The following is a 22,710-nucleotide window of genomic DNA, read 5'->3' as shown; positions in this document are numbered from 1 at the left end:
CTTTTTTATTGTTTTATCATAACCACAAGCCGCACTTATTTTAATAATCCTGCTTATTCCATTATTTCACCTCCGATTCAATATTTGCTTCATTGCCTAAAAGTTCGCTTTCCTGTTTTAATAAAAATTCTATTTCTTTGTTTGCAAAAAGCCTTTCTTTTTCTAAATTTTTAAGAATCTTTAGTTGCTTTTCTCTTTCCTCGCTTTGTTTTTTGATTTCCTCAATTACTCGCCCAATTTCATTTTCCCAATAAGATTTAATTTTATTGTTCTCTTCTTCTAAAAAATTGTCCAAGTCTCCATAAGCTTCTTTAGAGCCAGAATCTATAATAAAAGAGCAGGGAGGAATCGCACAATATAGATTTGGCGCAAAAACAAAAATGCTAATAATGAATAATAGTTTTTTCATTGCTTATCCAAAAAATAGCTTATATTTCACCGAGATAAAAACAATAAGCACAAAGCTTACTAAACTAAGGATATTAAAGATGATTCCAAAACTGAAACTACCTTTTGTATTGTTTGAAGTTTTTGCATTCAAAATTTCTCTTTTGCTTTCTTCTAACATTTCACTTTGTAAGGCTTTGAAATCAGATTCCAATAGGCTTTTTAAAAAACTTGCATAATTGTTGTTTTCTTTTTCTTCACTCATTTGCCCCAAATCTTCAGCTAAATCAGCAGTCGCATCAATATGTTCTTTAAGCTTATCATTAACAACACCTAAATTTTTTATATTTTTTTGTTTTAGCACTTTGATATGTTGAGCATTAACAAGGGTATCCTCTTTAAGTTCCTTAACCTCTTTTTGCAAAGCAAGTGTAAGCTCTGTTAATTGTTCGTTGAGTTTTTCTACTTTTTGATAATAGTCCATTAATTCCCCTTTGTCTTTGTAATTGGTTCAATTTTGAGCTTTTCTATACGCATACCATAGGGATTAATATCACTTGATTTTCCCAAATCAAAACTTCCCTCACTTACAATTTTAAAATTTCCTTGTTGCTGTTTATAAGCATTCTCACTTAGAATGTAGCTCTGTGCAACTATTTTAATAATAATTTCAATGCTAAATTTATTACCTGTGTATTCATACTTTTCAACACTATAATCTTTAATTGCCATATATTCGGGTAATTTATCCTGCGCAGTTGCAGAAATCAGCCATTGAACATAAGCTCTTAAATCTCCTACTGCAATTTGATTGATTTGTATATTTTTTTCCTCATCATTTTTATAATCTATAAAATTTATTAAAATGTTTCTAATTTGAGGAACATTATCCATTACTTCCCCATAATCTTTAAATTGCGATTGCTGAAAGTTATTAGTGAGTTGAGAGCGTGAGACAATAAAATTATTCACATAGGTGCTAACTGCAAATTGCTTCAAATATTCCGCTTTTAAAGGTTCTTTAGTAACTTTGATTGCCCTACCATCACTTGTTGTTAAAACAACTTTTTCATTGTTTTCTAAGACAACTTGTTCAAGTTTTTGCATTCTTTGGCTTATGCTATTTAATTCATACGCTCCAACTAAAATAGCAATTCCTAAAAAAGAAGCAACATATTTCCAATTTTTACCAAAGAATTGCTCACATTTAAAATTTAGAGATTCTTTTTTTATTGTTTTTGTCTCTTTAGGCTTCTCCATATTTTGTTCCTTGTTAGATTCCATTGGCTATCTTTTCTATTTCTTTTTTGGCACTTACCTCATCAAATTTTTGGGCTAAAATGGATTCTTTATCAATCAATAATTTAGCAAGATTATATTTTTTCTCCCACTTTTCTTCTATTTGAGTGATAAGCGCAACTTCTGTGGCTTGTTGCTTTCTAATTTGAGCAATGGCACTGATTTTTAAATCACTCCTTAAAGAATTAACATATTCTTGTGTAGGAATGGCTAACTTTTTATAATCATTAATAGCTAGGGTATTACCAATTTCCGCAATCTTGGCATTATCATATTCACTTTTTAGTTGATTAGTTAATTCTCTCATATCGGCTGTGGAATTTTTAGAGAGCTTAGTTCTTGCTAAAGTTGCACTTTGGGTGGGATTCGCGCTTTTTAAAATAGCTCTATGATTCTTAACACTTTCATCAATGCTTTGCCTATAAGCATTCAAATCCTGTGGTGCTTTTATATCTTCAACTTTAATCTCTGATGGATTGGTTTTTGAGCCATAGCTTTTGGAATAATCCATAAGCAATGATAACTCTTTCATTTTCCCATCTTTGAGGTAATTTCCAACAATGTTTGTCGCTGAATTATCTTTTAAAATATTATCAATATCCCAAGTTCTATTAAAGGTATTTAAGTCCATTCCATTTGGAAGTTTGGCTGTGAAATTTGTGCTTGTTTTATCCTCTTGCAACATCGCCCACTCTGCAAAATTTACTGCACCCTTTGAAGCATAATCATTAAATTCTTTTTGTTGGGTATTGCATAGCCTTCTAAAACCACTTAATCCTACATTATAGTTTCCGCCAAAAACGCTACACGCATTGACTTTAACACCATCAAGTTTTGAAGCTAAGGCACAAATATCTGTGGTATCAACACCTAATTTAAAATCTGTATTAAAACAGGCATTAGCAAAATTAACAGAATTACTAAAGAGATTATCAAATTTAGAATCTAAACTTGAAAGTGCAGAATTTAAAGCTCCACCAGCTATACTATTGATATTAACTGCATTCACATTGCCACAAAAGAAAGCAATACCTAAAGCTAATACCCAAACTCTTTTAATTAAAAACATTGAAAACTCCTTTCAACTCACTTACAAATCTCATATTGCTTACAAAAATCCTGTTTTTCTATATTTGTAAAGAAAAGCACATTATAAGTTTCTCCCTCATCACTAAAAACAACATTAGCTCGTTTTAAAATATCTAAATTCTTAGATGTCTTTTTCACATTTAAAGTATGCTGATTACTAGCACTATTAACACTTTGAGGCAAAGCATTAATATTGGAATCCCTATTTGAAAGATATACGCTATTCTTTTCTTCTAAACTTAGTTTTGCTTTATTTTGCGTTAAAGAGTTCATTGTTGGAATTTGGGTAAATTTACTAAATAGTTCATCAACATTAAGCTCTTTTTCTATGCGTGAGGGGATAATTCTAAGCTTTACCATACCGCTACTTTCATCAAGCTCTTGCCATACTTGAGGGTAGGTAAGATTTTGTGTTTTAATAAGATATTTTCCTATTTCATAGGCTTTGAGTTCATTGCCATAAAGCTCTAACATTTTTTTAGATTCTGCCATTGCCTGCTTAACACCCTCCTCAAATCCATTAGAAAAACCTACTTCATAACCTCTTTGGTAGAAAAAGTCTTCTGTGCTTGTGCCACCACTTGCGAAAACACAATTTGCAAATATTACAAGACTTGCAAAACCCCTACTTAATTTACTCATTATTTCCTCCTTAAATATTATGTATCGTTTCATTTGACATATTCTCCCTCTTCTTTCACTTGCAAATCAATCCAAATTTTGCTTTTGCCTACAATTTGGTAAAGATAAGGCAAATCTTTTTTGAAGATGTCTGCTGTGCTTTTAACTGCTGAAGTAATGATATTTGTGCCTGCTATTGCTAAATAATTGAGCGGGTCTGGTGCTTGCGTATTTGTAGTTGTAGTAGGTGTTACATAGGCATTTGAGCCATTTGCTGTGGTAGTATAAACAACATCTTGTCTAGTTTTAGATTGTTCTAGGGCTTTAAGATATTGATTTGTATAAGTTTTTACTTCAGTGCTTGCTTGCGATAAGCTTTCTAAACCAACTTGTGTAATCTTTCTATCATTTACAAAAGTTGCAATGTTATAACTTGTTTTTTCTTCGTTTGTAACAATGCTAGAAACAACTTCAAAGCGATAGCCATCTTTCTCAATGTATTTCGCATCTAAAACGAGGCTTGCTTTCTCATTAAGATTAATAAGATTCCCAAAGAGTGTAACTGCACCATAGTTTGTTTGACACTCTGTTCTTAGAGAGCTTGGTTGTTTGCCAACATTAATTTCATCTGTAATAAAACAATATCCTTTTATTACAGCTAATTTTTCATTTGTGCTTTGATTATCCTTAGCTTTATCTTCACTTGCACTAACATTTTTCACAAGGGAGTTTTCAGCACTTTTACCTACCGCTTCGTTAAATCTTTTATTTTCTTTTTGAAATGAATAATGCCAATTTAATATAACCTCATTATAAAATAACTTATCATTCTTGTGTTGTGCTTTCTCTTCTTCTGCATTGTTTTCTACAATAACTTCTCTTCCCTCGCTTGCGCTTTTAATAATATTATTCGCTTCATCACTTGCATTTGCAAGAAGATTATGAAAACCAAAGAAAAGAAGTGCGAAAAATAACCTTCTCATTGAAAATATCCCCTCTTAATCCCTGTTTGATAAATATCTTGTTTCTTTTCTTCATCAGCTTTGACATTTCTTTTAAAAAATTCTTCCAAAGTAAGAGAATAACTCTGCAACTCCTTAGAATCTAAGGCTACTTTATCCGATGTTTTAGCACCTTTAGGAAGATAATATTTTGTTTCATTAGGAATCTTATTTGTTTGCACTTTTCCACTGCAAGCAATAAACAAAAATGCAAGAGGGATAGCCGAAATAAACACCTTTATATTTTTCATTTTCTCTCCCTATTTTATACTAACATCAGAATTTGGAAAATAAAGATTTTGTTCTTTGACTTTTACAAAAATCTCTCCCTCATCTGTCGTAATACTTTTTTCAAACTCATAGTCTGTTGCTTTGAGTAAGCCTTTTTCTACAAAACTTGAGGAAGATTTAAAATCTCCTTGTAAAATATATCCCATAGCTCTAGGATTCTTGAAAACAATTTTTTTGCTTATCACTTTTGTTGGAGTTGTTCTTTTGGGCGTATTTATCTGTATTTTATTTGTATATGCCACTTCTGTTTTAATTACATATCCCAATTTTTGAACTTCATTTAAAATATTCTTATAAAAATTATGGAAAAGAAAAGGATAAGTAACGATGCTACTTTGGTTAGTCAGAATCTTTAAATCATTGGGATTTAACCTGTATTTTCTTATCATCAATTCTTTTGCATCTTTAGCATCAATATCCCGCTCAAACTCCCCAAGACTTATAAATTCTTTCGTAAAATGTGTATCAAATCCTTCCCTTGCACTAATAATTTGCAAAAATAATGCTTCGTGGAAAGGAGTATTTTTAATATCAAAGACGAGCAAATAAGGTTTATTAATTACTATAAGCTTCTGCTGAAAACCATCAGTTTTTGCCTGAAAATCTAATGCCTTAATGCCAGCCTCAAAACCATCTCTAAAATTTTTAGAGTTTGGCTCATAAATTTCTATATTCATTTTCGCACCAAAAGCAAGACTGATTGCTAAAAAACCTAGTAAAATTATTTTTTTCATAGTGCATTCCTTTTTGAAATATGTTTTTCTATCTGTTGCACATTCGTGAGAATCTCTGCATTTTCTTCTTCAATGTCTTCAAGAGCATTAATTGCGTTCTCAATTTTTGCCAATCTTGCCCTTAAAGTATTTGCTAGTGCTTTAAACTCTGCAATTAAATCTGCTAAATTCAGTACTTCCATATTAATCCTCCAAAAATCTTAAATTATAAGAATAGTCTTCATCTTTAAAACGTATATATACAGGTGTAATCTCTTCAATTTCCCACCATAAAAAAATGTCTCCTATTTGATAATTTTTTAAATCATATTTAAACCGCTTTTGTGTCTTAAGAAAGTCAAATTTACTTTGTGCCTCTTTAAGAAAAGCTATCATATCGCTTGGTTTTTGTGTTTTGGCAATTTGATTGATGACTTCTTCTTGTTCCTGTTGAGAAAGATTCTGCCCACTTAAATCTGGAATATTTGAAAATTGCTCTTTGTCCTTATCTTGCGCTACAAATGGATTAATAGGTTGAGGGGGAGTAGCAACATTGGAATTTTCTTTTGTCTCTTGCTTTTGCTCATTATTTTTTGAAATATCAATTTTTGGAGGAACATATTCACCTGTATTTTCCTTTTGCGTCTCTTCATAAGATTGGGAAATTTCTTTATTAATTTGTGTTTGGCTACTACTATCTCTCATTAACCACAAACTTAGAAAAAATAATACAATAACGATAATACTTAAGATTAAAATCCTTTTGGAATGGGGATTTAGATTCTTAAAATTTCTTGTTTTTATTGCATTTGTAACATCTGACAAAATTGCTTTTAGTGATTCCATTGTTGCTCCTTAATCGTCATTTAGAATAAAAAATTCTTTGGTAGCTTTTAATTGACTTAACTCTCGCTTTAAATCCTCATTGATACTTTTAGTTTTAAATATCCCAAGTTTAAAGCGGTCGCTAAATCCCTTATTTCTCTGTTCTAAAACATTTATATGTGTGCTTAAAATCTCAATGCAAGATTTTAAAATTTCTAAATCTCGTATGAGGTCCTTATTCTCTTGTTTTAAACTCCCTACTTCTTTTTGTAAAACAAAAATAAGATTTACAAAATTCTCGCTAACAGATAATAGTTCTTGTTGTTTATCCATTTTCTTTCCTATTTATAGATTGTGTTGTTATCCACACGATATTTCTTATTGTCAATAAATACATTGCCATATTCTTTATCTTCCACAATGCGATAAGAAATATCATTAATTTGAATGTAAGAATATTTTTGTCTTGGCAATGAGTTGTGTTCTCGCACATAAGCTTCAATTACAGCTAAATCATCTAGCTTTGGCGTATTTTCATAAGCATAAACAAGATTAAGCTTATCAAGTTCTTTATTTTTTTCATAAAATGTAGCTAAAACATTGAGAATATGGTTTTTATCACCAAGCTTATACAATATGGTAATGTTTGCTACTTTGAAATCTGCATTAGGACGAATCATTACTGCATTATTTTCATACTTTAAGACAGCCATTGCAGAAGAAGAATCAATATGACTTATAATACTTCCAGCTGGTAAAAGCAAAGAAAAGGTAAAATAAGGATGTAAGGAAATAGAATCCATACTAGCTATTGGACGAATTACAGGCTTATAATTAATTTCTTTTTGAGAAAATCCATCAAAAGCCTCTCTTATTTCTTTATCTTTATTTTGCACATTTTTAATATCTTCAGAAGTCAAATTTAAGTAAAACTCATTTGTCTTTAAATCACTTAAATCCTCTTGTTTGCCACCTTGTGCTTGTTGTTGGACTAATTCTTGCTGCGTTGGAGCAATGAAATTTTTTGGTTCTAAATGACTTTATTATTTTCTATCAGACTAAAAGGTTTAAATCCTAAATCTAAATAAAAAATCAAAAACACACAAATCAATAAAAAATACTTTAAAACATAAGCAACTAAAAAATAATTTTCCATAAAAAACCCGATGCCAAAAGAAAGTAATAAAATGATTGCACTTGTAAATTTTCTTGCTAAATTCTCTAAGAAATTTACGCTCAAAGTGAGAATAAAAGCTAAAACATAAGCAACTATTGTATTTTTATTAAAGCTAAAGTCATACATACTAAAACAAAAATAAAAGACTAAAAGAATAGGTAAATATTTCAAAGATAAAAAGACATAAGGATTAAAATCTCTAAAAACATAGCGTGTCTTTTTATCTAAGTTTTTATAGGTATGGTTTGCAAAATCCAATTCACAAGTATAAGCCCTATTAAAACTCCAAAAGAAATAAGGAAATTTAGCTGTTCGCAATACTAATTTTTTGTTCATTGTCCTATCCATTTTTATTTGAAATTTTCAGCTCTGATGCCATTTTGTATTCCTTGCAGCGAATTAAACTGCTTGAGTAAAAACACGAGTTCTTTTTCTTTTAAGAGCTTATGCTGATTAAGCTTGATGGCAAGTTCTAGTTTCTTATTGCTTTCTTTAAGATTCTCTAGTAAATCATCATATTGATTTTTGACACTCTTTAATGCACTATCAACACTTTTATAACTAGCATTCAAAGTAGATTCTGCTACTTTTTCAAAACCTTTTGCAATTGTGCTTGGACAATGAATCTTGGCACAAGCACAATACGCATAAGAAGCAGAAAAACATAAAAATAAAACTTGAGTGAAAAATCTCATTAGATAACCGCATTTTTCCAAAATGTTGTAATAACATTAAATAAATAAGAAGTATCCCCAAAAAGCATTTTTGAAATAATCGTAGCAATAAGGATATAAACAAAAAATCCTACAAGTCCAGCAATCACTGTTACAAAATAAATTTTGTTAGTATTTTGGTCCTGCTCTGCTTTTTTCTTTTGTTGTGAATAACCCATAACCATACCAGCGACAAGACAAACAAGAGGTAAAAAAACAGCAGTTGCCCATTTAATACCTTCTCCAAGCACTGATTTTCCTGAAGTTGAAGCAGAGCTTACAATGTTTTCAGCATCACTAAATTCATTAGCACCTAAGCCAAAGCTTGCAAAAATTCCAAGCACCAATAAGATTTTTACAATGTTCCTTAACATTAACATTTCTATACTCCTTTGTTGTAAAAAGTTAAAGAAGTATAGAAAAAGAGAGAAATTAAAAAATAAAAATAAACTTAAAAACTCTCAAATGAGAGGATTTAAAATTTTTTGTATAATACTGAAATCTTATTTGAAGGATTGAAAAATGTTTGTTTTTTTTGCTCCTGCTTTAGTAGCAGTATGGTTCTTTTATGTTAGCACTTATATCATAGAAAATAGAGTTTTTAAGATTCTAACACTTATCGTGTTAATCATTGCTCTTTTATGTTACATAGATATTATATTGGTAGTCATTAATAAATTGGTATTTAAACAAATTTTTAAAATGGAATGGTATCTGCCTTTCTATTCTTAATATTTTTTATCCTACATTTTGAAGTTCGTTTAGAATATTGCTCACTTTGTTAAAAAACTCCCTCTTGCTCACATATTGCGTTAAAGGGATTTTCTCATCACTCATACCTTGATAAGTTGTTTTCTTGCCCATTGAAAGCAATGAGGATTCTGCTTGAGCAATGGCTCTATGTAATTTACCATTAGCAAAGATTATCATTTCTCCATTATTCATATTAACCACTTCATTGTGTTCTATCGCATCTTTTTCCTCTACTTTATAAGTATCCTCTACTGCGCCTTGTCCTTTTGCAAAATCTCTTCGCTTCACAAAGTCTCTACTCATCACTTTGATTTTCTCTACCATTTTGGCATAAAATTCTGTGGTTTCAGGGTGCATATTTTTCATTAAAATATGCACACCTGTTACATCTATGATTTCCTTTCTTTCATAATCATTTTTTGCAACGACATCAATTTGGGCTGGACTTTGAAAAAATGGAAAAATAGAGATTCCAAGACTTCTACTTTTGGATTCTAATCTCCCAAATCCCTCTATGACATAACTTCCTAATTCATCTAAGAAACACGCAAAGGGAATCTTTGGTTCTTTTGCAAATTTTGCCTTTTGAGCGGCTACTCCTTTAATCAATCCTAGAATCAATCGTCCTAATTCTTTAGGCGTAGTATCAGAATCCATTGTAAGTTATCATTGTGAGTATCTCTTCATTTTCATTGCCAAATTTACTTTTAAGGTAAAACATAAAGGTAATAATGGCAAACAAGATAAAAATAAACATTTTACACTCCTTTATTTTTAAGAAACTAGCTCTTTATAGCTCTCTACGATTCTTTTTACCAAATCAGAATCTGGAATAAAAAGTGCTAAAGTTGCAATTTTTGCCCACAGAAAATACACGAAATACCCAACGATATTAGCAATGATAAGCCATACAAGAAAATTCACAACATTAAATTGCATCACATCTCTTTTTGTCTGAATCGTTGCATACGCAAAAGCGGTAAAAAATACTACCCAAACTCCTACTAATTCCAACCAATCTGAAATAGTTTGCACAATATAAAGTTGTAGGTATGCACCCTTATCCTCTATACTCCCACTCGCATTTGCTAAGGAAAAAACACTCGTTTCTCCCCTAGCCCAAAAAATAGGAAAGATTTTGTCTTGCAAATAATTGTTTTGATATAAAGCCCCTAAAATATCAAGCATTTTTATACCCATCATAAAAAATATGCAAGAGATAAAATGCACAGCAAAAGCAAAAATAAAAATACTAAGAATTGAGCTTGAATGTGCATTGTGTCCTCCATTTGCCTTTACAAGTCCATTAACAAGCACAAAAATAAAAGGCAAATAAGCAAAAGCCAAAGCGGACAGCCCAAAAGTAAAAGCTGTTGCAATGAGTTGAGTGCTAGAAGTTCCTAAATCCATATATTTCACTTTTCAATTATATAAGGCACATATTTTAAGCCTAAATTTGCATATTTATCAAAAAGTATTTTTAAATCCAAAGACTTTTGTGCAAAGAGTGGTTCTTGATTGATATTATCTTCATAATAATTTTTAATAATCTCTAACTTTTCTATATCATTTTGTGCTTTTTGGATATTTTCATAAATCAAATTTGCCCTATCAAACCCAGCTTCTCCGTGAACGCTTACAAAAATAAAGTGTAAAGTATGGCTTTTAAGATAACTATTATCAATTTTTGCTAAATGTTCCTTGCAAAATGAACATAAGGGGTCGCTAAAAATAAACTCTTCTTTTTTACCGCTTCCAAGAGTAATAATAAAATCTTTATCTTCTTCTAAAGCTTCTATAATACGAGCATTTGCTTCTTTTTCTAAAATTTTGATTGCCTTTTCTTTACTCGTGCTAAGAGTTTCCATACTTGCAAAATCACTGAAGAAAAAATTATCCTTGACAAATAAAATCTCTTTTTGACTTTCCCCATTGACACTAAAATCAAACACATAGGCATCAAACTCTAAATCGCCATTTGCCTTAATTTTCTCTACAAAATCAATCTTTAAATCCTCAATGTTATGCAATTTTTCCCTATAAAAAGCCTTGATTCGCTCTATCTTTTCATTTTCACTAAAGCTTAATTTGCTCTCTCCCAAGTTATTTAAAAACTCAAGCTTTTTTTGAGTTGTTTTATCAGAACACGCATTAAAAACTAAAGCTACTATTCCTAGTCCCAACCCTAATTTAACTACAAACTTTACTAACTTCACTTTCACTCCTTTATTTAAATTATTTTTCATTGGTAACTTCAATGTGCAAAGAATTTAAAAGCAATTCATTTCTCTGTTTAGCTAGAAATATGCCTTTTTTGTCCTCTAATAGAACTCTTTTTTCTAAATTAAGGTATTTTTCTATCTGATTATTCTGTTGTTGCGTTGTAGCATAAAAAGTTAATATTGATGTATTCATTGCATTAACTGCTACACTTGCAGCTGCTCCATAAGAAAAACTTGTAAGGAGAAAACAATATAAAAGAATCTTAAAGATTTTCATCGCATTCTCCTTGTCTTATTGGTATTGCTTGGTTCATTTTGCTCTATGGAATCCTCATTAGGATTTTTATCTTCGTGTATGTTACCTATGACTTTAAGTTGCCAATCCTGATAATCATCTAAGCGGTCTAGTGTTTTTTGTAATATCCACCCCATACTTTTTTCAAACTTTACAACATCTCTAAAATCACCTGTATCTACTATATCTCCCTCATAGATTTTATCGCCATTGCTATCTTTAAAACCTGTGTAAAATTCTACATCGTAATCTTTTATTATATCAACTACTTCGTCTTCATCATCGATTGCAAAGACTTTTCCTTGCCCTATACAAAAGTTAATTTCGGAACGATACCCTTCATTTACGAATGAGTGGTCTTTTAAATAATCTCTCGCAACCTATTCCAAATCCTAAAGTCAATGTCTTGCGGTTTCATCTACTGCCTCCTTTTATTTGTTTTCTTTTGTCTTTGTTTTTTTCTATAAGTTCAACCGCCCGCATTATTTCCCTCTAAATTAGGTTTCCCCTCTTTCTCAAAGCAACTAAACTTACAACCATTCCTCCATTCACTGCAACCATACCAAGTATAAGGCTTGTTTGTTTTCTTAGAGATTCCCTCTTTTTTAATCAGGAATCCTTTTTTGCATTGTGGGCATTGGTATTCACTTGTTTGTGCTTCTTGTTTGGGTTGTGGATTCAAATCAGGTTTGCCATTAATGCTTTTTGTTTTAAAATCACAACCGCTTTGATAGTTGGAGCAAGAAAAGAATTTGCCAAACTTTCCATTTATCTCTCTTAGGATTCCATTCTCACATTTAGGACATTTAATTTGTTTTTGCTTCTGCTTGATTAAAACTCATTTTACTTTCCTTGTTTTCTTGGATTAAATTTAAGATAAAGGTATGAATGCCCTTTAAAAACTCCTCTCTACTTAAAGTTTGTTTTTGAATCTCTTTTTGTTGTTCATACCAAAGAGCAGTCATATCTACTCCACTTAGCATTTGCGGGAGATTCTCTATTAACTTAAACCCTTTAGGCAACACTTTAATGTTTTGTTTTTTATCCTTGCTCACACTGATATATTCTCTCTCAATAAGTGTTTTAATATGATTGCTTCTTGTAGCAGGTGTGCCTATGCCTCCACTCTCTCCCTTTTTATCTTTATCTTTTTCTAAGAGAAGTTTTTTAATCTTTTCATCTTTTACATATTTAGAGACTTGATTTAAATCTTTTAGTAAGGTTGTCATTGTATAAAGCGGTCTTGGTTTTGTCTTTTCTTTGGACAAAGAAACACTTTGAGCAGTTGCAACTTTAGAATCTAAAAGGGTATTAAAATCTAAGCTTTCTTTGTTAGGTTCTACTTCCTTTTCAAAAGTGGCTTTGAATCCTAAATCTACATCTTGTCGTTTGGTTGTTTCAAAAATATAGCCCTTAACTTGAAAACTAAACTTGAAACTCTGATAAAGACAAGGGGGATAGAATTGCATTAAGAATCTTTTTGCAATTAATTGATAAATTGTTAGCTCTGCATTATCAAGATTATCTAAATTAAGTTTGGTCTGCAAAGGAATAATTCCATAATGGGCTGAAAGTTTAGAATCATCAAAGGCTTTAGATTTAATGCTTGTATTTGCATTGTGTTGTCCTATATCCTCTTTAAAGTTTGCTTTGAGACATTCTATAATCTGTGGGGATTCTGCAAAAAGATTCTCGGGTAAATATTGGCAATCACTTCGGTTATAAGAGATGGCTTTGTGTTTCTCTCTTAGGCTCTGTGTTTTTTCTAAAACCTTATCGGGCGAATAACCAAAAAGCCTAGAGCATTCTGCTTGTAACTCCAAAAGATTAAAAGGAAGCGGTGGATATTCTTTTTTCTCCTCTTTTGTAATCGTTAAACTCGCTTCTTGTCCCTCGCAAAGATTTTTAATATTAAAAGCTTGGGATTCCTCTGTGATTCTTTCCTCTTTTTCAATCTTTAGGGGGGCTTTTATCATAGAATCTTGAATGCAAAAATCTCCATTAATAGAAAAATACTCTAAACTCTTATGGTTTTTATTCTCTAGTTCCCTATTTACAATTAAAGCTAAAATAGGAGTTTGCACTCTACCTACACTTACAACGCCTTGCCCTCCATTTCTTTGGTTTAAAAGTGTATAAAGTCGTGTAGCATTTAGCCCCACGATAAAATCTGCCTCACTTCTTGCAAAGCCACTTTCGCTTAAACCTTTAAAGTTGCTATTACTTTGCATACAAGACATTGCTTTTTGTATGGCTTTGGGAGTAATATCATTAATCAAACATCTTAAAATGGGTTTGTTTGTTTTTGTATATTCTAAAATCTCATCCATGAGAATCTGTCCCTCCTCATCAGCATCGCCACAATGGATTATCTGTGTAACTTCGTTTTTATTGATTAATCCTATAATCGTTTTAAGTTGAGATTGTGCATTATGAATCGGGATTCTCCTAAGAGGATAAGGCAAATTAAGAGGTAAAGCGTTAAGATTCCATTTTTCATAGGTTGGATTGTAAGTTTCAGGTTCTGCAAGTTTTAGGATATGTCCAAAAGCCCAAGTGATAAGAGAATCCCCTTTGACAATATAGCCTTGTTTATTTTCTTGTGTTCCTTGTATTGCTTCAGCAATAGAGCGTCCAAGTTCAGGTTTTTCGGCAATGAAGAGTCTCATAACTTTCTCCTTTATCTGTGTTTTTTAAATTTATGAGTTTTAGATTCTTGGTTGGAATCTTGCAAGTCGTTTAATTGTTGATTAGATTCTTTCTCTTGTATTGGATTTTGTAAATTCATTGTGCTTTGTTGGTTTAAAATATCTCTTGCTCTTGGGAGATTCTCTATATAGTTTTGGTTATTTGTTAAGTGAGTAAGTTTCTCCTCTAAGGAGAGGTTGTTAAAGTGGGATTTATCCTTTGGGTTTTGTAAAAAAATTTTGTTTTCTAAAGAAACTTCGTTTTGTGGTATAATTTCCTTAGTAGTTGCAGGTAAATGCTCTTTTGAGCCAGCCCAAGCTGATTGTAAATCAGGGTGTAGGAAATGGGCGTCCCTACTGCCTGTTTCTACCTGCTTTTGCAACCTTTCAAATTCTTTAATATTTTTCTTGTTTGCGTGAAAAATCTCATTTACTTCTTGTGGTATAATGTCATTGGTAGTCGGTGAACTGTTGTTATCAACCAGCCGCTCGTCAAGACTTTGGGCTTGAGTGTAGGAATTGAGCGAACCTACCACCGATTGCCTATATACAACTTCTTTTTTATGTAATCGCTTCAAGTGTTTGATATTCTTTTCATCGGCGTGAAAAATCTTAACAATATTCTCATCTTGCCTAACGCCAATTTCACCCATTTTTTTATCATCAAGCTTTTTCCCTGCTATGTAGTCCTTTTCACTCATTGGAGAGGGATTTTTAATGATGATTTCAGGCTCACTTACTACTTTTTCTATCACTTCTTTTACTTCATCTTTGTTTTTAAACATTTCAGGGTGTCGTTCATATAGAATTTGTAAATCAGCAATGGCTTGTTCTTCTCCCAATAAATCTACGAGAGCCTTACAAAGATGAAAAATCGCTAATTCTCTTTCTTTTTCACTCATTGGCGTCTCTTTTTATGAGTTTTAGATTCTTGGTTGGAATCTTGTAAATCTTTTTCTTCTCTCAACACTTCATCAATAAATTCATCAATCTTATCAAGCAATCTCTCATCAACAAAGCTTCCTAAATCACTCTCCATAAAGAAATCATAAGTTCTTTCTAAAACTTCATCAGCTTGTTTCTCATTAAGCTTATACTGCTCTTTAAATTCATAGGACTTTACAATATAAAAAATAGCTTTACTTAGTTCTTTATAATCTAACTTATCAAGCTTTTCTATGGTTTCTATATAAGTATTCTCCATCTTTTTTTACCTTAATTGATTTTTTTGTTTGAGATAAAAAATAAGCTCACTATCTCGTATAACCTCATCTTGCAAAAGCTTATTTTCTTTGTCAAGCAAATTATTCTGCTCTTTAATGTTTGCGCTTACCTTTTCTACGCTTTGTTTTAAAACTTGCAAGCTTCCAACTTGAGCTTGTAAGAATCCACTAATTGTTGTTGCACTAGCCGTGAAAGAAGCTGCCATAAAAGGTGTGCAAAGACAAGCAAGAGAATTTGTGCTAAAAACAGCACTTATCAACACAAAGAGTATAAATTTTTTCATTTTTGTCTCCTTATGTGCTTTGCTTCATCGCTATATTCTTCAGAAAAAAGTGAGGCTTGTTTAAAATTTTTTTTTATATCTTCTGAAAATTCTTGTCCTACATTTAAATTTTCATTTTCTACCTTTTCAAGCATTCCCAATTTTTCAAGTTCTTTGATTTCATCTCGTGGAATGGCTACTATATTTTGGATATTTTTGGAATCTCCTAAATACAAAACAAATTCTTCTTTTAATGTGGATACAATTTCATCTAAAATTTCTTTTTGTTCTTTATTGAAATCCTCTTCTTTATTCCAAAGAAGCTCTTGCACTTCTTGTATTAGATTCCCCATTTGGATATTATCTGTCTCTTTATTTTCATTAAATTCACTTATTCTTGCTAAAGCCTCATAGAACAAAGTGTTGCTAGATTTTGAATAATCAAAAAAAGAGATTTGATTCTCTAGGGTATTTATTGCTTCATTCTGTCCTTGTTCTTGGGTATTTTGAACCTTATCTACAATAAAATCTAAATCTTTAATAAGCTTATGCACAAAATTATTGATATTTCTTTTAATACTTTCCTCGCTTAGCTTATAATTCACACTGAAATTATCTAAATTATTCATTAAAAATCTAAAATTACTAAAATCATCATAACTTAATTTTGATGTCTTAATGAAATCAATTTTGTTTTGAATATCACTTGAAATAGGTAATTCATTTAAGATAAAATGTTTCATATTCATCATACATTGCTCCTTAGATTTTTTATAAATCTACTAATAAAATCAAGCAGGTAAGTTTTATAGGGATTATCCATTTTTGTTTGAGAAAAAACAAATTTATAAGCCAAAAGTGCAAGCGCAATATAAGCTATTAAAAAGGCATCTAAACTATCGCTAAAAACATAGACACAAACCAATATAAGAATATTGAGTTTAGAAAATAAAAAATAGAATATTTTTGCTTTTAAAGCATATTGTGCTTTTGAAATGGCTTCGTTCATTATCTATTCCTATTTTTTGTTGCTTTAAAAACTTTTGAAAATTTTTCATTTTGTATATTATGCTTAGGAGATTCCTCTATGCTAGATTTATTTTCTTCCAATCTTTGCTCTGCATCTTTTTGATTGATTTCATTCAGTGTGCTAAGTTTTTGATTATCTATTAACTCTCCTTTTAGTTCTTTCATTAAATTAATTTTTTGCTCATCAAGCTCCTCAATTTCTTTTCTTAAGGCTTCATTTTTAGCCTTTATATTATCAATCAATTTTTGAATCTCTTGCACACTCATACGCTTTAACTGCTTATTGAAATCCAACATAAAAAATTTATTATTGAGCGTTTCTTCCTTTGAAAAAGGGAATTGTGTATTTTCTTTATCCTTAATAAAACTTAGCATTTCACTAACACTAGGACTATGAATTGAATTTGTTATTTTTTCGTCTTTAGGAATATAGAAATCATTATCTTCTTTTACTTCTTGTAATTTCTTGATTTCTTGCTTTTTGCTTTGAGAATCTTCACTTAGAGTAGCTAAATCTTGCAAAGATTCCAATAATTCGTTAGAGATAGTGTCTTTATCTGTATTAGATTCTAAAATCTCTGCATCTATATTTTCTTGCATTGAAGCAATATCTATCTTATATTCTCTAAAATTTATGTAGAATTTCTCGTAATCTACAAAACCATTTTGAATACACTCTTCTGCCAAAGAAATACTTGAAATTGCTCTTTTTAACTGCTCTTTATCTTTATCATTAGTATTTTGTTTGACTAAATCTACAAAGACTTTTATATCATTGATATTGTGTTCATTTTTATATTTAAGGGTGAAAAGAGCTAAATTGTTGGCAAATTCTTTAAATTCATCATCTTTTTTGCTTTCTGCAAACTCATTTAATAATGCAACAGCCTTTTCAATAAGCATTGTTTAGATTCTCCTTGTGAATAAAATGAGACATTGTATTAAACGAATAAAATAATTACTTTAAAATAAACTTAAAAACTCTCAAATGAGAGGATAAAAGATTTAATTTTTAATATTTGCAAAATCTCTAATAAAACTTCTTTTGAATTTTTCATAGTAATTATAGTTTGTAACCTTTCTTAAGCCCTTGTTGTAACATTCTATGGATTCTTTGAGTGATTTTTTTTGTTTAATACAAAATTTGAGAATAGCTGTTGATTTGGCAAGATTATAATCTAACTCAAAAATATGATTCAATTCTTTCTCGGATACATTGCTTGAATTAATCTGCATCAAACCCATATCAACACTAAACCCTTGCTTTATTAGCTGCGAAGCAATGTGCTTTAGATTCTCCTTATCAGTTCTAATTTGCACGATATATTTGTTTTTATAGGGGATATTTCTAATATGAATTTTTTTCTTAGCTTCTTTAGCAATATTAAATTTCTCTTTACTAACAAAAGCAATAATATGCGGATTAAATTCACTTTCAATCTTCGCAAGAGTATAAAGCATTTTTTTATCTATACCACTTTGTAAAGAAGCTTTTTTTAAAGCGTTCGCAATATCTAATGAAATCTGATTTGCAAAAATTTCTAAGGGCAAGAAAAATAAAAAAATTGAAAGATATTGTTGCATTACTTAATTTTTAATACAGCTTTAACTGCATTTTTTGCAACATCTTTGACGATGTTTTGCATAGAATTTTGCAAGTTTTGAGTTGTAATCTTTTGCACATCTTTAGCGGAAAATGCAAAATCATCAAGCTTGCTTTGTATGCTTATCTTGTCCATTCCAAGTTCTTTTGCTTTTCCCAAAAAATCATTAATTTCTTTAAATTTATTACCCACTATTTCCACACAAAAATCATTATCGGCATTTAATACTTTATTCACGCTTTCTTTTTGTTCTTTACTCAAAGAATCATTGTTTTCAAGCTCTATTTTTAAAACTGCGTTTAATTTCTCTCGTGTGAGATTCTCATTCTCTTTAAGTTCATCCATTAATTCACTATGCTTATCTTTTTTAAATGCTTTAAGTAAGTCTGCTAAAAATGCAAAAAAGGTTTTATCTGCTAAAGAATCATCATTGTTAATATCAATTTTATTTTGCTCCAAATCAAAAGAAATTCTTTTGCATTTTTTACTAAACTCTTTATACTTGTTGTTAAATTTATTAACGCCTTCCGCTACAATTTCCTTTATATTCATCAACTTGCCCTTTTTAAAATTTTACAAATATAACAAAAAGGCAAAAAAATAATATAAAAATAAACTTAAAAACTCTCAAATGAGAGGATTAACATCTCATTACTCCTCTATTCAGGTTTTAAGGTATAAACTATCCTCGTCTTCTTAATCTTCTTATTCTGTATCTTATTCTTTGTTCTCTAAGTTTTGTAAGAGATTTCGTATTATTTGTCCTAATTTCTTGAAGTTTCGCTTCAAAAGTGCTTGGCTTAAGTGCAATTTTCTTTGTTTTCTCCAGTGTTTGCTTTAATTGTGAGAGTTTTTTGTCAAAAGTATTAATAAGCTTTTCTATCTCTTCTTCACTTTTTTTGATTTGAATACTTTTACGATATTTTATTTCGGATTCTAAATCATTATGCTTTGGATACCTTGCTTTTGGATTAATTTTATAATAAGGTCTAAAGTCTTTTTTACTTGGTGCAGATTCTATGCTTGTTTCATATTTTAATTCTACCAAAGTCTGCGCTATAATTACCTCTGCTTTTGGAGCATTCATACCCACAAATTGAATATGGGGAGAATTAATTTCTCTATCTTGTAAATGAACTTCTAAAATACCCTCTATTTCCTCTTGTAAAAGCCTTATTTGTAAAATTTTTAAAAGCTCATTAATATCTTCTTTATCTATACTTAAGGCTCTTGCCCATATATTTGCTGTTTGCACATAACCTTTTTGTCTAAGATAAGCCAAAATCTCACTTTTTGTATCTTTTTCGCCTGTTTGCTTATTTGAACTGCCACTTGTGCTACCTGCACTATCACTTGAACCACTACGCTTAGCATTAACTTGTCCTAAACTCTTTAAAAAATAATTTCTCGCTTTAGGATTTCCTATCAATACAAGGGAAAATTCAAGCTCTCTTAAAAAACTTCTTGATTCTTCACTTCTTGCAGCTTGAAGCATTAGCAAAATCTCTTTATACAAAATTTTAATTCAACAAACTTCATCTAAGTTTTCTTTTATTTGATTTTTGTGATTGAAACATCTTTTTTAACATATTCTTTTCCTTAACAAAGTATGCCTTTATGTCTTTTAACCCATTTAATTTCATCTTTATAATTTCTCCTCTCCAAAGCATCATTTTCTATTGTTTTTAAAGTGTGATAATAAAGACAATTTGCGGTGGTTGTGCCTATATTAAAGCTAATATCTCTATGCCAATGCCCAAACATAAAATATTTTGGAATCTTATTCTGTTTAAATAAGGTTTGATAGATGATTTCTAACTTATAGGGATTCTTATCCTCTATTTTATGGCTTATATCCATTTGTTCGCCAAGTTTTTTAAAAAAACTTTGTGGGCAAGTGTGTGTTACACAAAAATCAAGTTTTCCTTTGAAGTTTGAAATATTTTCTAGGGCGGTCTCAAGGTCTTTTTCACTGATTTCCTCATCTTCCCACCAGCTTAAATTTGGTTCTCTTCTATATTTATCAATACTTAAAGCCCCACCCATTGTAAAGACAAATTTATTATCAATGTTATAAATTTGCCCTCTTTTCAAATGATAGCATTTGTTTTCTAAGTATTCTCCAAGCACACCACCAAATTTTTTGACTTGTTTTAAAGCCTTTAAACGATTGAAATTGTCGTGGTTTCCATCAATGAAAAGTAAAGTGCAGGGAAGTTTTTCTATCCTTTCTTTTAAATTTTCCTCCATTTTTAGGGCATCAATTTGCTTATATTTTCCATCTAAATCACTCCACAATACTCCAAAATCTCCACATACTATAATAAAATCTTCTTTTGTATAATCTTTCACAAAGAAAATTTTATCAATATCAATTCCTGCGTGAGTATCACCAAAAAAATAGATTGCCATTACTTGTTTCCTTTTGATTGTGAAAATTTCTCATTTTCTTTTCCTTTTGATATGGGAATTTGATTTTTCGTTTAAATATTCTTGTGTGTTTTGAGCCTGAGGATTATTTGAAATTTCTACTTCAAAATATTCCAAAATCTCTTTAAATTTATCTTGACAAGAAAGGCAAGTATCAATTAAAAATCCTTTTGTGTTAGGATATTCTTTCAAACCTCTATAATAAAACAATCTATGTTCCTCATCAATAATAAATGGAATAACATTATTTTTTAAGCATTCTTTAAACATTAAAAGTCTTCCTACTCTACCATTACCATCTTCAAAAGGGTGAATTTTCTCAAAGTGAAAATGAGATTCTATAATTTTTTCTAAAGAATTTTCTTTCTTGTAATTTTCAAGCAAAATATTCATTTCTTTTAAAACTTGACTTGGTGGGGTTGTTTTAATATTGCCTACAAAATTAGGGCTTTTTTTAAAATCACCTATGGTTTTTATATCAGTGCAATTTTGTTTTACTAAAAAGTGTAAATTCTTAATAAAATCAATATCTAAATCAATCAAAGCATTTTCTAAAATAAAATCAAAGGCTACAAAATGATTTTTTGCTTCTAAAATATCGTTTGTTTTAATGATTTGATTTTCATTTGCTAAAAAAGTATCTTTTTCATAAATCAATCTTGTTTGTTCATTTGTGAGTGTGCTTCCCTCAATGTGATTGGAATTATAAGCAAAATGAACTTGTGTATAATGATACAAACCATTTTTATGAGAATTCCTTTTTTCTCTAAGTAAAATTTCAAGGATTTCATTCACCTTTTTTTCCTTGTATGCAATGGAAATTTTTCCATATGGCTTGTCATACCATTAAGGTTAGATTCCTTGCTCATTACAATCTCATCTTTAATTTGCGATATATCTAATTCATCGGTTACATTTATATACTTCTCCTCTATAAATCTCAAAGCCATTTTGGCTCTTTGTTGTATATAAGATTCTATGGGTTGTAACCATTCCTCACTTAAGTTATATTTTTCGTGTCTTTTAAAGTTAAAACTAGAGAGTTTTTGGAGGTTTTTAGCGTGGCGAGGCTCTATGAATATTTTAAGTTGCTCATCAAATTGTAATTCAAAATAACTTATATCTTTATCTAAACTATTTGCTATATTACAAAAATCATTTTTATCCAAAGTTGCCATAAAAGATAGTCCATTATCAAAGATAGGTGCAGGGCGCAGAATCTCTCCTGTATCATTATCTACTATCATTCCAAAATTTCCTAAATGTCTATCAATGTTCATAATTAAAGCATCAAAAACCATAAGGTCATTAAAAGCATTTTCACCATAAATTTTTGGAATCTCTCTCATTAATCTTAATTTATTATAGTTTTTGATTGATTCATCTAAAAGTGTGTAAATTGGCAAATAACCCTCATTTTCACTTGTAAAGATTTCACAAGAACTCACTAATTGATTATGAAACATTTTTAAATCATAATTTATGTGTTCAAATTCCATAATTTCAGCAATTTGAGCCATATAATATTCACTATATGCTTCGCCTAAACCATTATACATTTCGCTAATACATTTATAAAGACAAACTTTATCATTTTCCCTATACCAACATTTTTTTAACATTCCATTGGTAGTGTATTCAGGAGAACTTGTAAAGCCATTTGCCTTTGTCATTTTAAGCCCAAAAGCACTTAAGGCTAAAGCCTCGCTAAACTCATTCTCATAGAGATTATAATCTTTCCATTTGTAATCTTTATTTGTGGGAATTATCCAATAAGAATCATTTAGAGAAAGTGCAAAAGAAATATCTACATAAGCCATTAAATTATCTTCAATGTTTGTAGGAATTGAGGCAAGGACATTTTTTGCAAATTGTCTATTTTTAGGAATTTTTCTTTGCTTTATCCAAGATTCTAATGAGCTTAATAATTTTGTTTTATCAACCATTCTTGGAAGCAAATTTTCATTAAAAATTTTTGCATTTTTTAAAGAGACATAATGAATGGTTTGTCCTTTAAGAATTTCACTATCAATTTCTACTTCAAACTCTAAAACCACTTTGTCTTTGTTTTTTAAAACATATTGCATT

At 30.2% G+C, this 22,710-nt stretch carries 34 protein-coding genes; all 34 read right to left on the bottom strand.

Annotated features, from left to right (window positions below):
- Positions 1-61: 61 nt before the first annotated feature.
- Positions 62-409 carry a hypothetical protein gene (locus DY109_RS04095; protein WP_023945964.1) on the bottom strand — a complete coding sequence of 116 codons (348 nt, stop codon included), beginning with the start codon at positions 407-409 and terminating at the stop codon, positions 62-64.
- A gap of 3 nt (positions 410-412) precedes the next feature.
- On the bottom strand, positions 413-871 hold the full coding sequence (locus tag DY109_RS04090; RefSeq protein ID WP_023945965.1) for a hypothetical protein: 459 nt from the start codon (positions 869-871) through the stop codon (positions 413-415).
- On the bottom strand, positions 871-1,647 hold the full coding sequence (locus DY109_RS04085; protein ID WP_023945966.1) for a hypothetical protein: 777 nt from the start codon (positions 1,645-1,647) through the stop codon (positions 871-873). The genes DY109_RS04090 and DY109_RS04085 overlap by 1 nt, the downstream gene beginning before the upstream one ends.
- Before the next feature lie 13 nt (positions 1,648-1,660).
- Entirely contained in the window at positions 1,661-2,755 is a 1,095-nt protein-coding gene (locus DY109_RS11920; RefSeq protein ID WP_023945967.1) for a hypothetical protein, read from the bottom strand.
- Positions 2,756-2,772: 17 nt separating this feature from the next.
- On the bottom strand, positions 2,773-3,417 hold the full coding sequence (locus tag DY109_RS04080) for a hypothetical protein (RefSeq protein WP_023945968.1): 645 nt from the start codon (positions 3,415-3,417) through the stop codon (positions 2,773-2,775).
- Positions 3,418-3,446: 29 nt separating this feature from the next.
- Positions 3,447-4,379 carry a hypothetical protein gene (locus DY109_RS04075; RefSeq protein ID WP_023945969.1) on the bottom strand — a complete coding sequence of 311 codons (933 nt, stop codon included), beginning with the start codon at positions 4,377-4,379 and terminating at the stop codon, positions 3,447-3,449.
- Positions 4,376-4,648, bottom strand: coding sequence for a hypothetical protein (locus DY109_RS04070; protein WP_023945970.1), 273 nt, complete (start codon positions 4,646-4,648; stop codon positions 4,376-4,378). The genes DY109_RS04075 and DY109_RS04070 overlap by 4 nt, the downstream gene beginning before the upstream one ends.
- Positions 4,649-4,657: 9 nt before the next feature.
- A complete protein-coding gene (locus tag DY109_RS04065; protein ID WP_023945971.1) occupies positions 4,658-5,422 on the bottom strand; it encodes a hypothetical protein in 765 nt (254 codons plus the stop codon).
- A complete protein-coding gene (locus DY109_RS04060) occupies positions 5,419-5,604 on the bottom strand; it encodes a hypothetical protein (RefSeq protein ID WP_023945972.1) in 186 nt (61 codons plus the stop codon). Before DY109_RS04060 ends, DY109_RS04065 begins: the two co-directional genes overlap by 4 nt.
- Before the next feature lies 1 nt (position 5,605).
- Positions 5,606-6,247 (bottom strand): hypothetical protein, encoded by a 642-nt coding sequence (locus DY109_RS04055; protein WP_023945973.1) that lies wholly within the window; start codon positions 6,245-6,247, stop codon positions 5,606-5,608.
- Positions 6,248-6,256: 9 nt separating this feature from the next.
- The gene (locus DY109_RS04050) at positions 6,257-6,559 is read right to left on the bottom strand and encodes a hypothetical protein (RefSeq protein WP_023945974.1); all 303 of its coding nucleotides are present in this window, start codon (positions 6,557-6,559) and stop codon (positions 6,257-6,259) included.
- 8 nt (positions 6,560-6,567) lie between these two features.
- Positions 6,568-7,146, bottom strand: coding sequence for a hypothetical protein (locus DY109_RS04045; RefSeq protein ID WP_023945975.1), 579 nt, complete (start codon positions 7,144-7,146; stop codon positions 6,568-6,570).
- 110 nt (positions 7,147-7,256) lie between these two features.
- A complete protein-coding gene (locus tag DY109_RS04040) occupies positions 7,257-7,739 on the bottom strand; it encodes a hypothetical protein (RefSeq protein ID WP_034548951.1) in 483 nt (160 codons plus the stop codon).
- Between the two features lie 14 nt (positions 7,740-7,753).
- A complete protein-coding gene (locus DY109_RS04035; protein WP_023945977.1) occupies positions 7,754-8,098 on the bottom strand; it encodes a hypothetical protein in 345 nt (114 codons plus the stop codon).
- The gene (locus tag DY109_RS04030; protein WP_023945978.1) at positions 8,098-8,496 is read right to left on the bottom strand and encodes a hypothetical protein; all 399 of its coding nucleotides are present in this window, start codon (positions 8,494-8,496) and stop codon (positions 8,098-8,100) included. The genes DY109_RS04035 and DY109_RS04030 overlap by 1 nt, the downstream gene beginning before the upstream one ends.
- A 358-nt stretch (positions 8,497-8,854) precedes the next feature.
- Positions 8,855-9,526, bottom strand: a complete 672-nt coding sequence (locus DY109_RS04020; protein WP_023945979.1) for a TraM recognition domain-containing protein — start codon at positions 9,524-9,526, stop codon at positions 8,855-8,857.
- Positions 9,527-9,643: 117 nt separating this feature from the next.
- On the bottom strand, positions 9,644-10,279 hold the full coding sequence (locus tag DY109_RS04015) for a hypothetical protein (RefSeq protein WP_023945980.1): 636 nt from the start codon (positions 10,277-10,279) through the stop codon (positions 9,644-9,646).
- 5 nt (positions 10,280-10,284) lie between these two features.
- On the bottom strand, positions 10,285-11,085 hold the full coding sequence (locus DY109_RS04010) for a hypothetical protein (RefSeq protein ID WP_051404597.1): 801 nt from the start codon (positions 11,083-11,085) through the stop codon (positions 10,285-10,287).
- A 19-nt stretch (positions 11,086-11,104) separates the two neighbouring features.
- Entirely contained in the window at positions 11,105-11,368 is a 264-nt protein-coding gene (locus DY109_RS04005) for a hypothetical protein (protein ID WP_023945982.1), read from the bottom strand.
- Positions 11,365-11,643, bottom strand: coding sequence for a YopX family protein (locus DY109_RS04000; RefSeq protein ID WP_235148496.1), 279 nt, complete (start codon positions 11,641-11,643; stop codon positions 11,365-11,367). The genes DY109_RS04005 and DY109_RS04000 overlap by 4 nt, the downstream gene beginning before the upstream one ends.
- 212 nt (positions 11,644-11,855) lie before the next feature.
- On the bottom strand, positions 11,856-12,068 hold the full coding sequence (locus DY109_RS12435) for a hypothetical protein (RefSeq protein WP_023945984.1): 213 nt from the start codon (positions 12,066-12,068) through the stop codon (positions 11,856-11,858).
- Between the two features lie 124 nt (positions 12,069-12,192).
- Positions 12,193-14,055: a DNA topoisomerase gene (locus DY109_RS03995; protein WP_023945985.1), complete on the bottom strand. Its 1,863-nt coding sequence runs from the start codon at positions 14,053-14,055 to the stop codon at positions 12,193-12,195.
- 11 nt (positions 14,056-14,066) lie between these two features.
- Positions 14,067-14,975: a hypothetical protein gene (locus tag DY109_RS03990; protein ID WP_023945986.1), complete on the bottom strand. Its 909-nt coding sequence runs from the start codon at positions 14,973-14,975 to the stop codon at positions 14,067-14,069.
- A complete protein-coding gene (locus tag DY109_RS03985; protein WP_023945987.1) occupies positions 14,972-15,277 on the bottom strand; it encodes a hypothetical protein in 306 nt (101 codons plus the stop codon). The genes DY109_RS03990 and DY109_RS03985 overlap by 4 nt, the downstream gene beginning before the upstream one ends.
- Before the next feature lie 6 nt (positions 15,278-15,283).
- Positions 15,284-15,580 (bottom strand): hypothetical protein, encoded by a 297-nt coding sequence (locus DY109_RS03980; RefSeq protein WP_023945988.1) that lies wholly within the window; start codon positions 15,578-15,580, stop codon positions 15,284-15,286.
- Positions 15,577-16,311 (bottom strand): hypothetical protein, encoded by a 735-nt coding sequence (locus DY109_RS03975; protein WP_114998117.1) that lies wholly within the window; start codon positions 16,309-16,311, stop codon positions 15,577-15,579. Before DY109_RS03975 ends, DY109_RS03980 begins: the two co-directional genes overlap by 4 nt.
- Positions 16,308-16,568: a hypothetical protein gene (locus DY109_RS03970; RefSeq protein WP_023945990.1), complete on the bottom strand. Its 261-nt coding sequence runs from the start codon at positions 16,566-16,568 to the stop codon at positions 16,308-16,310. Before DY109_RS03970 ends, DY109_RS03975 begins: the two co-directional genes overlap by 4 nt.
- A complete protein-coding gene (locus DY109_RS03965) occupies positions 16,568-17,491 on the bottom strand; it encodes a coiled-coil domain-containing protein (protein WP_023945991.1) in 924 nt (307 codons plus the stop codon). The genes DY109_RS03970 and DY109_RS03965 overlap by 1 nt, the downstream gene beginning before the upstream one ends.
- 102 nt (positions 17,492-17,593) lie before the next feature.
- Positions 17,594-18,172 carry a transglycosylase SLT domain-containing protein gene (locus DY109_RS03960; RefSeq protein WP_023945992.1) on the bottom strand — a complete coding sequence of 193 codons (579 nt, stop codon included), beginning with the start codon at positions 18,170-18,172 and terminating at the stop codon, positions 17,594-17,596.
- Positions 18,172-18,744, bottom strand: a complete 573-nt coding sequence (locus tag DY109_RS03955; RefSeq protein ID WP_034548956.1) for a hypothetical protein — start codon at positions 18,742-18,744, stop codon at positions 18,172-18,174. The genes DY109_RS03960 and DY109_RS03955 overlap by 1 nt, the downstream gene beginning before the upstream one ends.
- Before the next feature lie 130 nt (positions 18,745-18,874).
- The gene (locus tag DY109_RS11915) at positions 18,875-19,687 is read right to left on the bottom strand and encodes a hypothetical protein (RefSeq protein ID WP_023945995.1); all 813 of its coding nucleotides are present in this window, start codon (positions 19,685-19,687) and stop codon (positions 18,875-18,877) included.
- Between the two features lie 104 nt (positions 19,688-19,791).
- Positions 19,792-20,604: a metallophosphoesterase gene (locus DY109_RS03945; RefSeq protein WP_023945996.1), complete on the bottom strand. Its 813-nt coding sequence runs from the start codon at positions 20,602-20,604 to the stop codon at positions 19,792-19,794.
- A gap of 30 nt (positions 20,605-20,634) precedes the next feature.
- Positions 20,635-21,417, bottom strand: a complete 783-nt coding sequence (locus DY109_RS11910) for a Fic family protein (protein WP_023945997.1) — start codon at positions 21,415-21,417, stop codon at positions 20,635-20,637.
- Positions 21,414-22,709, bottom strand: coding sequence for a HipA domain-containing protein (locus DY109_RS03930; protein ID WP_023945998.1), 1,296 nt, complete (start codon positions 22,707-22,709; stop codon positions 21,414-21,416). Before DY109_RS03930 ends, DY109_RS11910 begins: the two co-directional genes overlap by 4 nt.
- Position 22,710 lies beyond the last annotated feature (1 nt).

Origin of the sequence: Helicobacter fennelliae (genome assembly GCF_900451005.1) — a bacterium.
GTDB classification, from domain to species: domain Bacteria; phylum Campylobacterota; class Campylobacteria; order Campylobacterales; family Helicobacteraceae; genus Helicobacter_B; species Helicobacter_B fennelliae.
The sequence above is the reverse complement of the archived record's forward strand: the minus strand, read 5'-3'. Positions and strand labels throughout refer to the sequence as shown.

Excerpts from the sequence above, each read along its gene's own strand:
- DY109_RS04095 (WP_023945964.1), bottom strand. The coding sequence starts at position 409 with ATGAAAAAACTATTATTCATTATTAGCATTTTTGTTTTTGCGCCAAAT.
- DY109_RS04090 (WP_023945965.1), bottom strand. The coding sequence starts at position 871 with ATGGACTATTATCAAAAAGTAGAAAAACTCAACGAACAATTAACAGAG.
- DY109_RS04085 (WP_023945966.1), bottom strand. The coding sequence starts at position 1,647 with ATGGAGAAGCCTAAAGAGACAAAAACAATAAAAAAAGAATCTCTAAAT.
- DY109_RS11920 (WP_023945967.1), bottom strand. The coding sequence starts at position 2,755 with ATGTTTTTAATTAAAAGAGTTTGGGTATTAGCTTTAGGTATTGCTTTC.
- DY109_RS04080 (WP_023945968.1), bottom strand. The coding sequence starts at position 3,417 with ATGAGTAAATTAAGTAGGGGTTTTGCAAGTCTTGTAATATTTGCAAAT.
- DY109_RS04075 (WP_023945969.1), bottom strand. The coding sequence starts at position 4,379 with ATGAGAAGGTTATTTTTCGCACTTCTTTTCTTTGGTTTTCATAATCTT.
- DY109_RS04070 (WP_023945970.1), bottom strand. The coding sequence starts at position 4,648 with ATGAAAAATATAAAGGTGTTTATTTCGGCTATCCCTCTTGCATTTTTG.
- DY109_RS04065 (WP_023945971.1), bottom strand. The coding sequence starts at position 5,422 with ATGAAAAAAATAATTTTACTAGGTTTTTTAGCAATCAGTCTTGCTTTT.
- DY109_RS04060 (WP_023945972.1), bottom strand. The coding sequence starts at position 5,604 with ATGGAAGTACTGAATTTAGCAGATTTAATTGCAGAGTTTAAAGCACTA.
- DY109_RS04055 (WP_023945973.1), bottom strand. The coding sequence starts at position 6,247 with ATGGAATCACTAAAAGCAATTTTGTCAGATGTTACAAATGCAATAAAA.
- DY109_RS04050 (WP_023945974.1), bottom strand. The coding sequence starts at position 6,559 with ATGGATAAACAACAAGAACTATTATCTGTTAGCGAGAATTTTGTAAAT.
- DY109_RS04040 (WP_034548951.1), bottom strand. The coding sequence starts at position 7,739 with ATGAACAAAAAATTAGTATTGCGAACAGCTAAATTTCCTTATTTCTTT.
- DY109_RS04035 (WP_023945977.1), bottom strand. The coding sequence starts at position 8,098 with ATGAGATTTTTCACTCAAGTTTTATTTTTATGTTTTTCTGCTTCTTAT.
- DY109_RS04030 (WP_023945978.1), bottom strand. The coding sequence starts at position 8,496 with ATGTTAATGTTAAGGAACATTGTAAAAATCTTATTGGTGCTTGGAATT.
- DY109_RS04020 (WP_023945979.1), bottom strand. The coding sequence starts at position 9,526 with ATGGATTCTGATACTACGCCTAAAGAATTAGGACGATTGATTCTAGGA.
- DY109_RS04015 (WP_023945980.1), bottom strand. The coding sequence starts at position 10,279 with ATGGATTTAGGAACTTCTAGCACTCAACTCATTGCAACAGCTTTTACT.
- DY109_RS04005 (WP_023945982.1), bottom strand. The coding sequence starts at position 11,368 with ATGAAAATCTTTAAGATTCTTTTATATTGTTTTCTCCTTACAAGTTTT.
- DY109_RS03995 (WP_023945985.1), bottom strand. The coding sequence starts at position 14,055 with ATGAGACTCTTCATTGCCGAAAAACCTGAACTTGGACGCTCTATTGCT.
- DY109_RS03990 (WP_023945986.1), bottom strand. The coding sequence starts at position 14,975 with ATGAGTGAAAAAGAAAGAGAATTAGCGATTTTTCATCTTTGTAAGGCT.
- DY109_RS03985 (WP_023945987.1), bottom strand. The coding sequence starts at position 15,277 with ATGGAGAATACTTATATAGAAACCATAGAAAAGCTTGATAAGTTAGAT.
- DY109_RS03980 (WP_023945988.1), bottom strand. The coding sequence starts at position 15,580 with ATGAAAAAATTTATACTCTTTGTGTTGATAAGTGCTGTTTTTAGCACA.
- DY109_RS03975 (WP_114998117.1), bottom strand. The coding sequence starts at position 16,311 with ATGATGAATATGAAACATTTTATCTTAAATGAATTACCTATTTCAAGT.
- DY109_RS03970 (WP_023945990.1), bottom strand. The coding sequence starts at position 16,568 with ATGAACGAAGCCATTTCAAAAGCACAATATGCTTTAAAAGCAAAAATA.
- DY109_RS03965 (WP_023945991.1), bottom strand. The coding sequence starts at position 17,491 with ATGCTTATTGAAAAGGCTGTTGCATTATTAAATGAGTTTGCAGAAAGC.
- DY109_RS03960 (WP_023945992.1), bottom strand. The coding sequence starts at position 18,172 with ATGCAACAATATCTTTCAATTTTTTTATTTTTCTTGCCCTTAGAAATT.
- DY109_RS03955 (WP_034548956.1), bottom strand. The coding sequence starts at position 18,744 with ATGAATATAAAGGAAATTGTAGCGGAAGGCGTTAATAAATTTAACAAC.
- DY109_RS11915 (WP_023945995.1), bottom strand. The coding sequence starts at position 19,687 with ATGCTTCAAGCTGCAAGAAGTGAAGAATCAAGAAGTTTTTTAAGAGAG.
- DY109_RS03945 (WP_023945996.1), bottom strand. The coding sequence starts at position 20,604 with ATGGCAATCTATTTTTTTGGTGATACTCACGCAGGAATTGATATTGAT.
- DY109_RS03930 (WP_023945998.1), bottom strand. The coding sequence starts at position 22,709 with ATGCAATATGTTTTAAAAAACAAAGACAAAGTGGTTTTAGAGTTTGAA.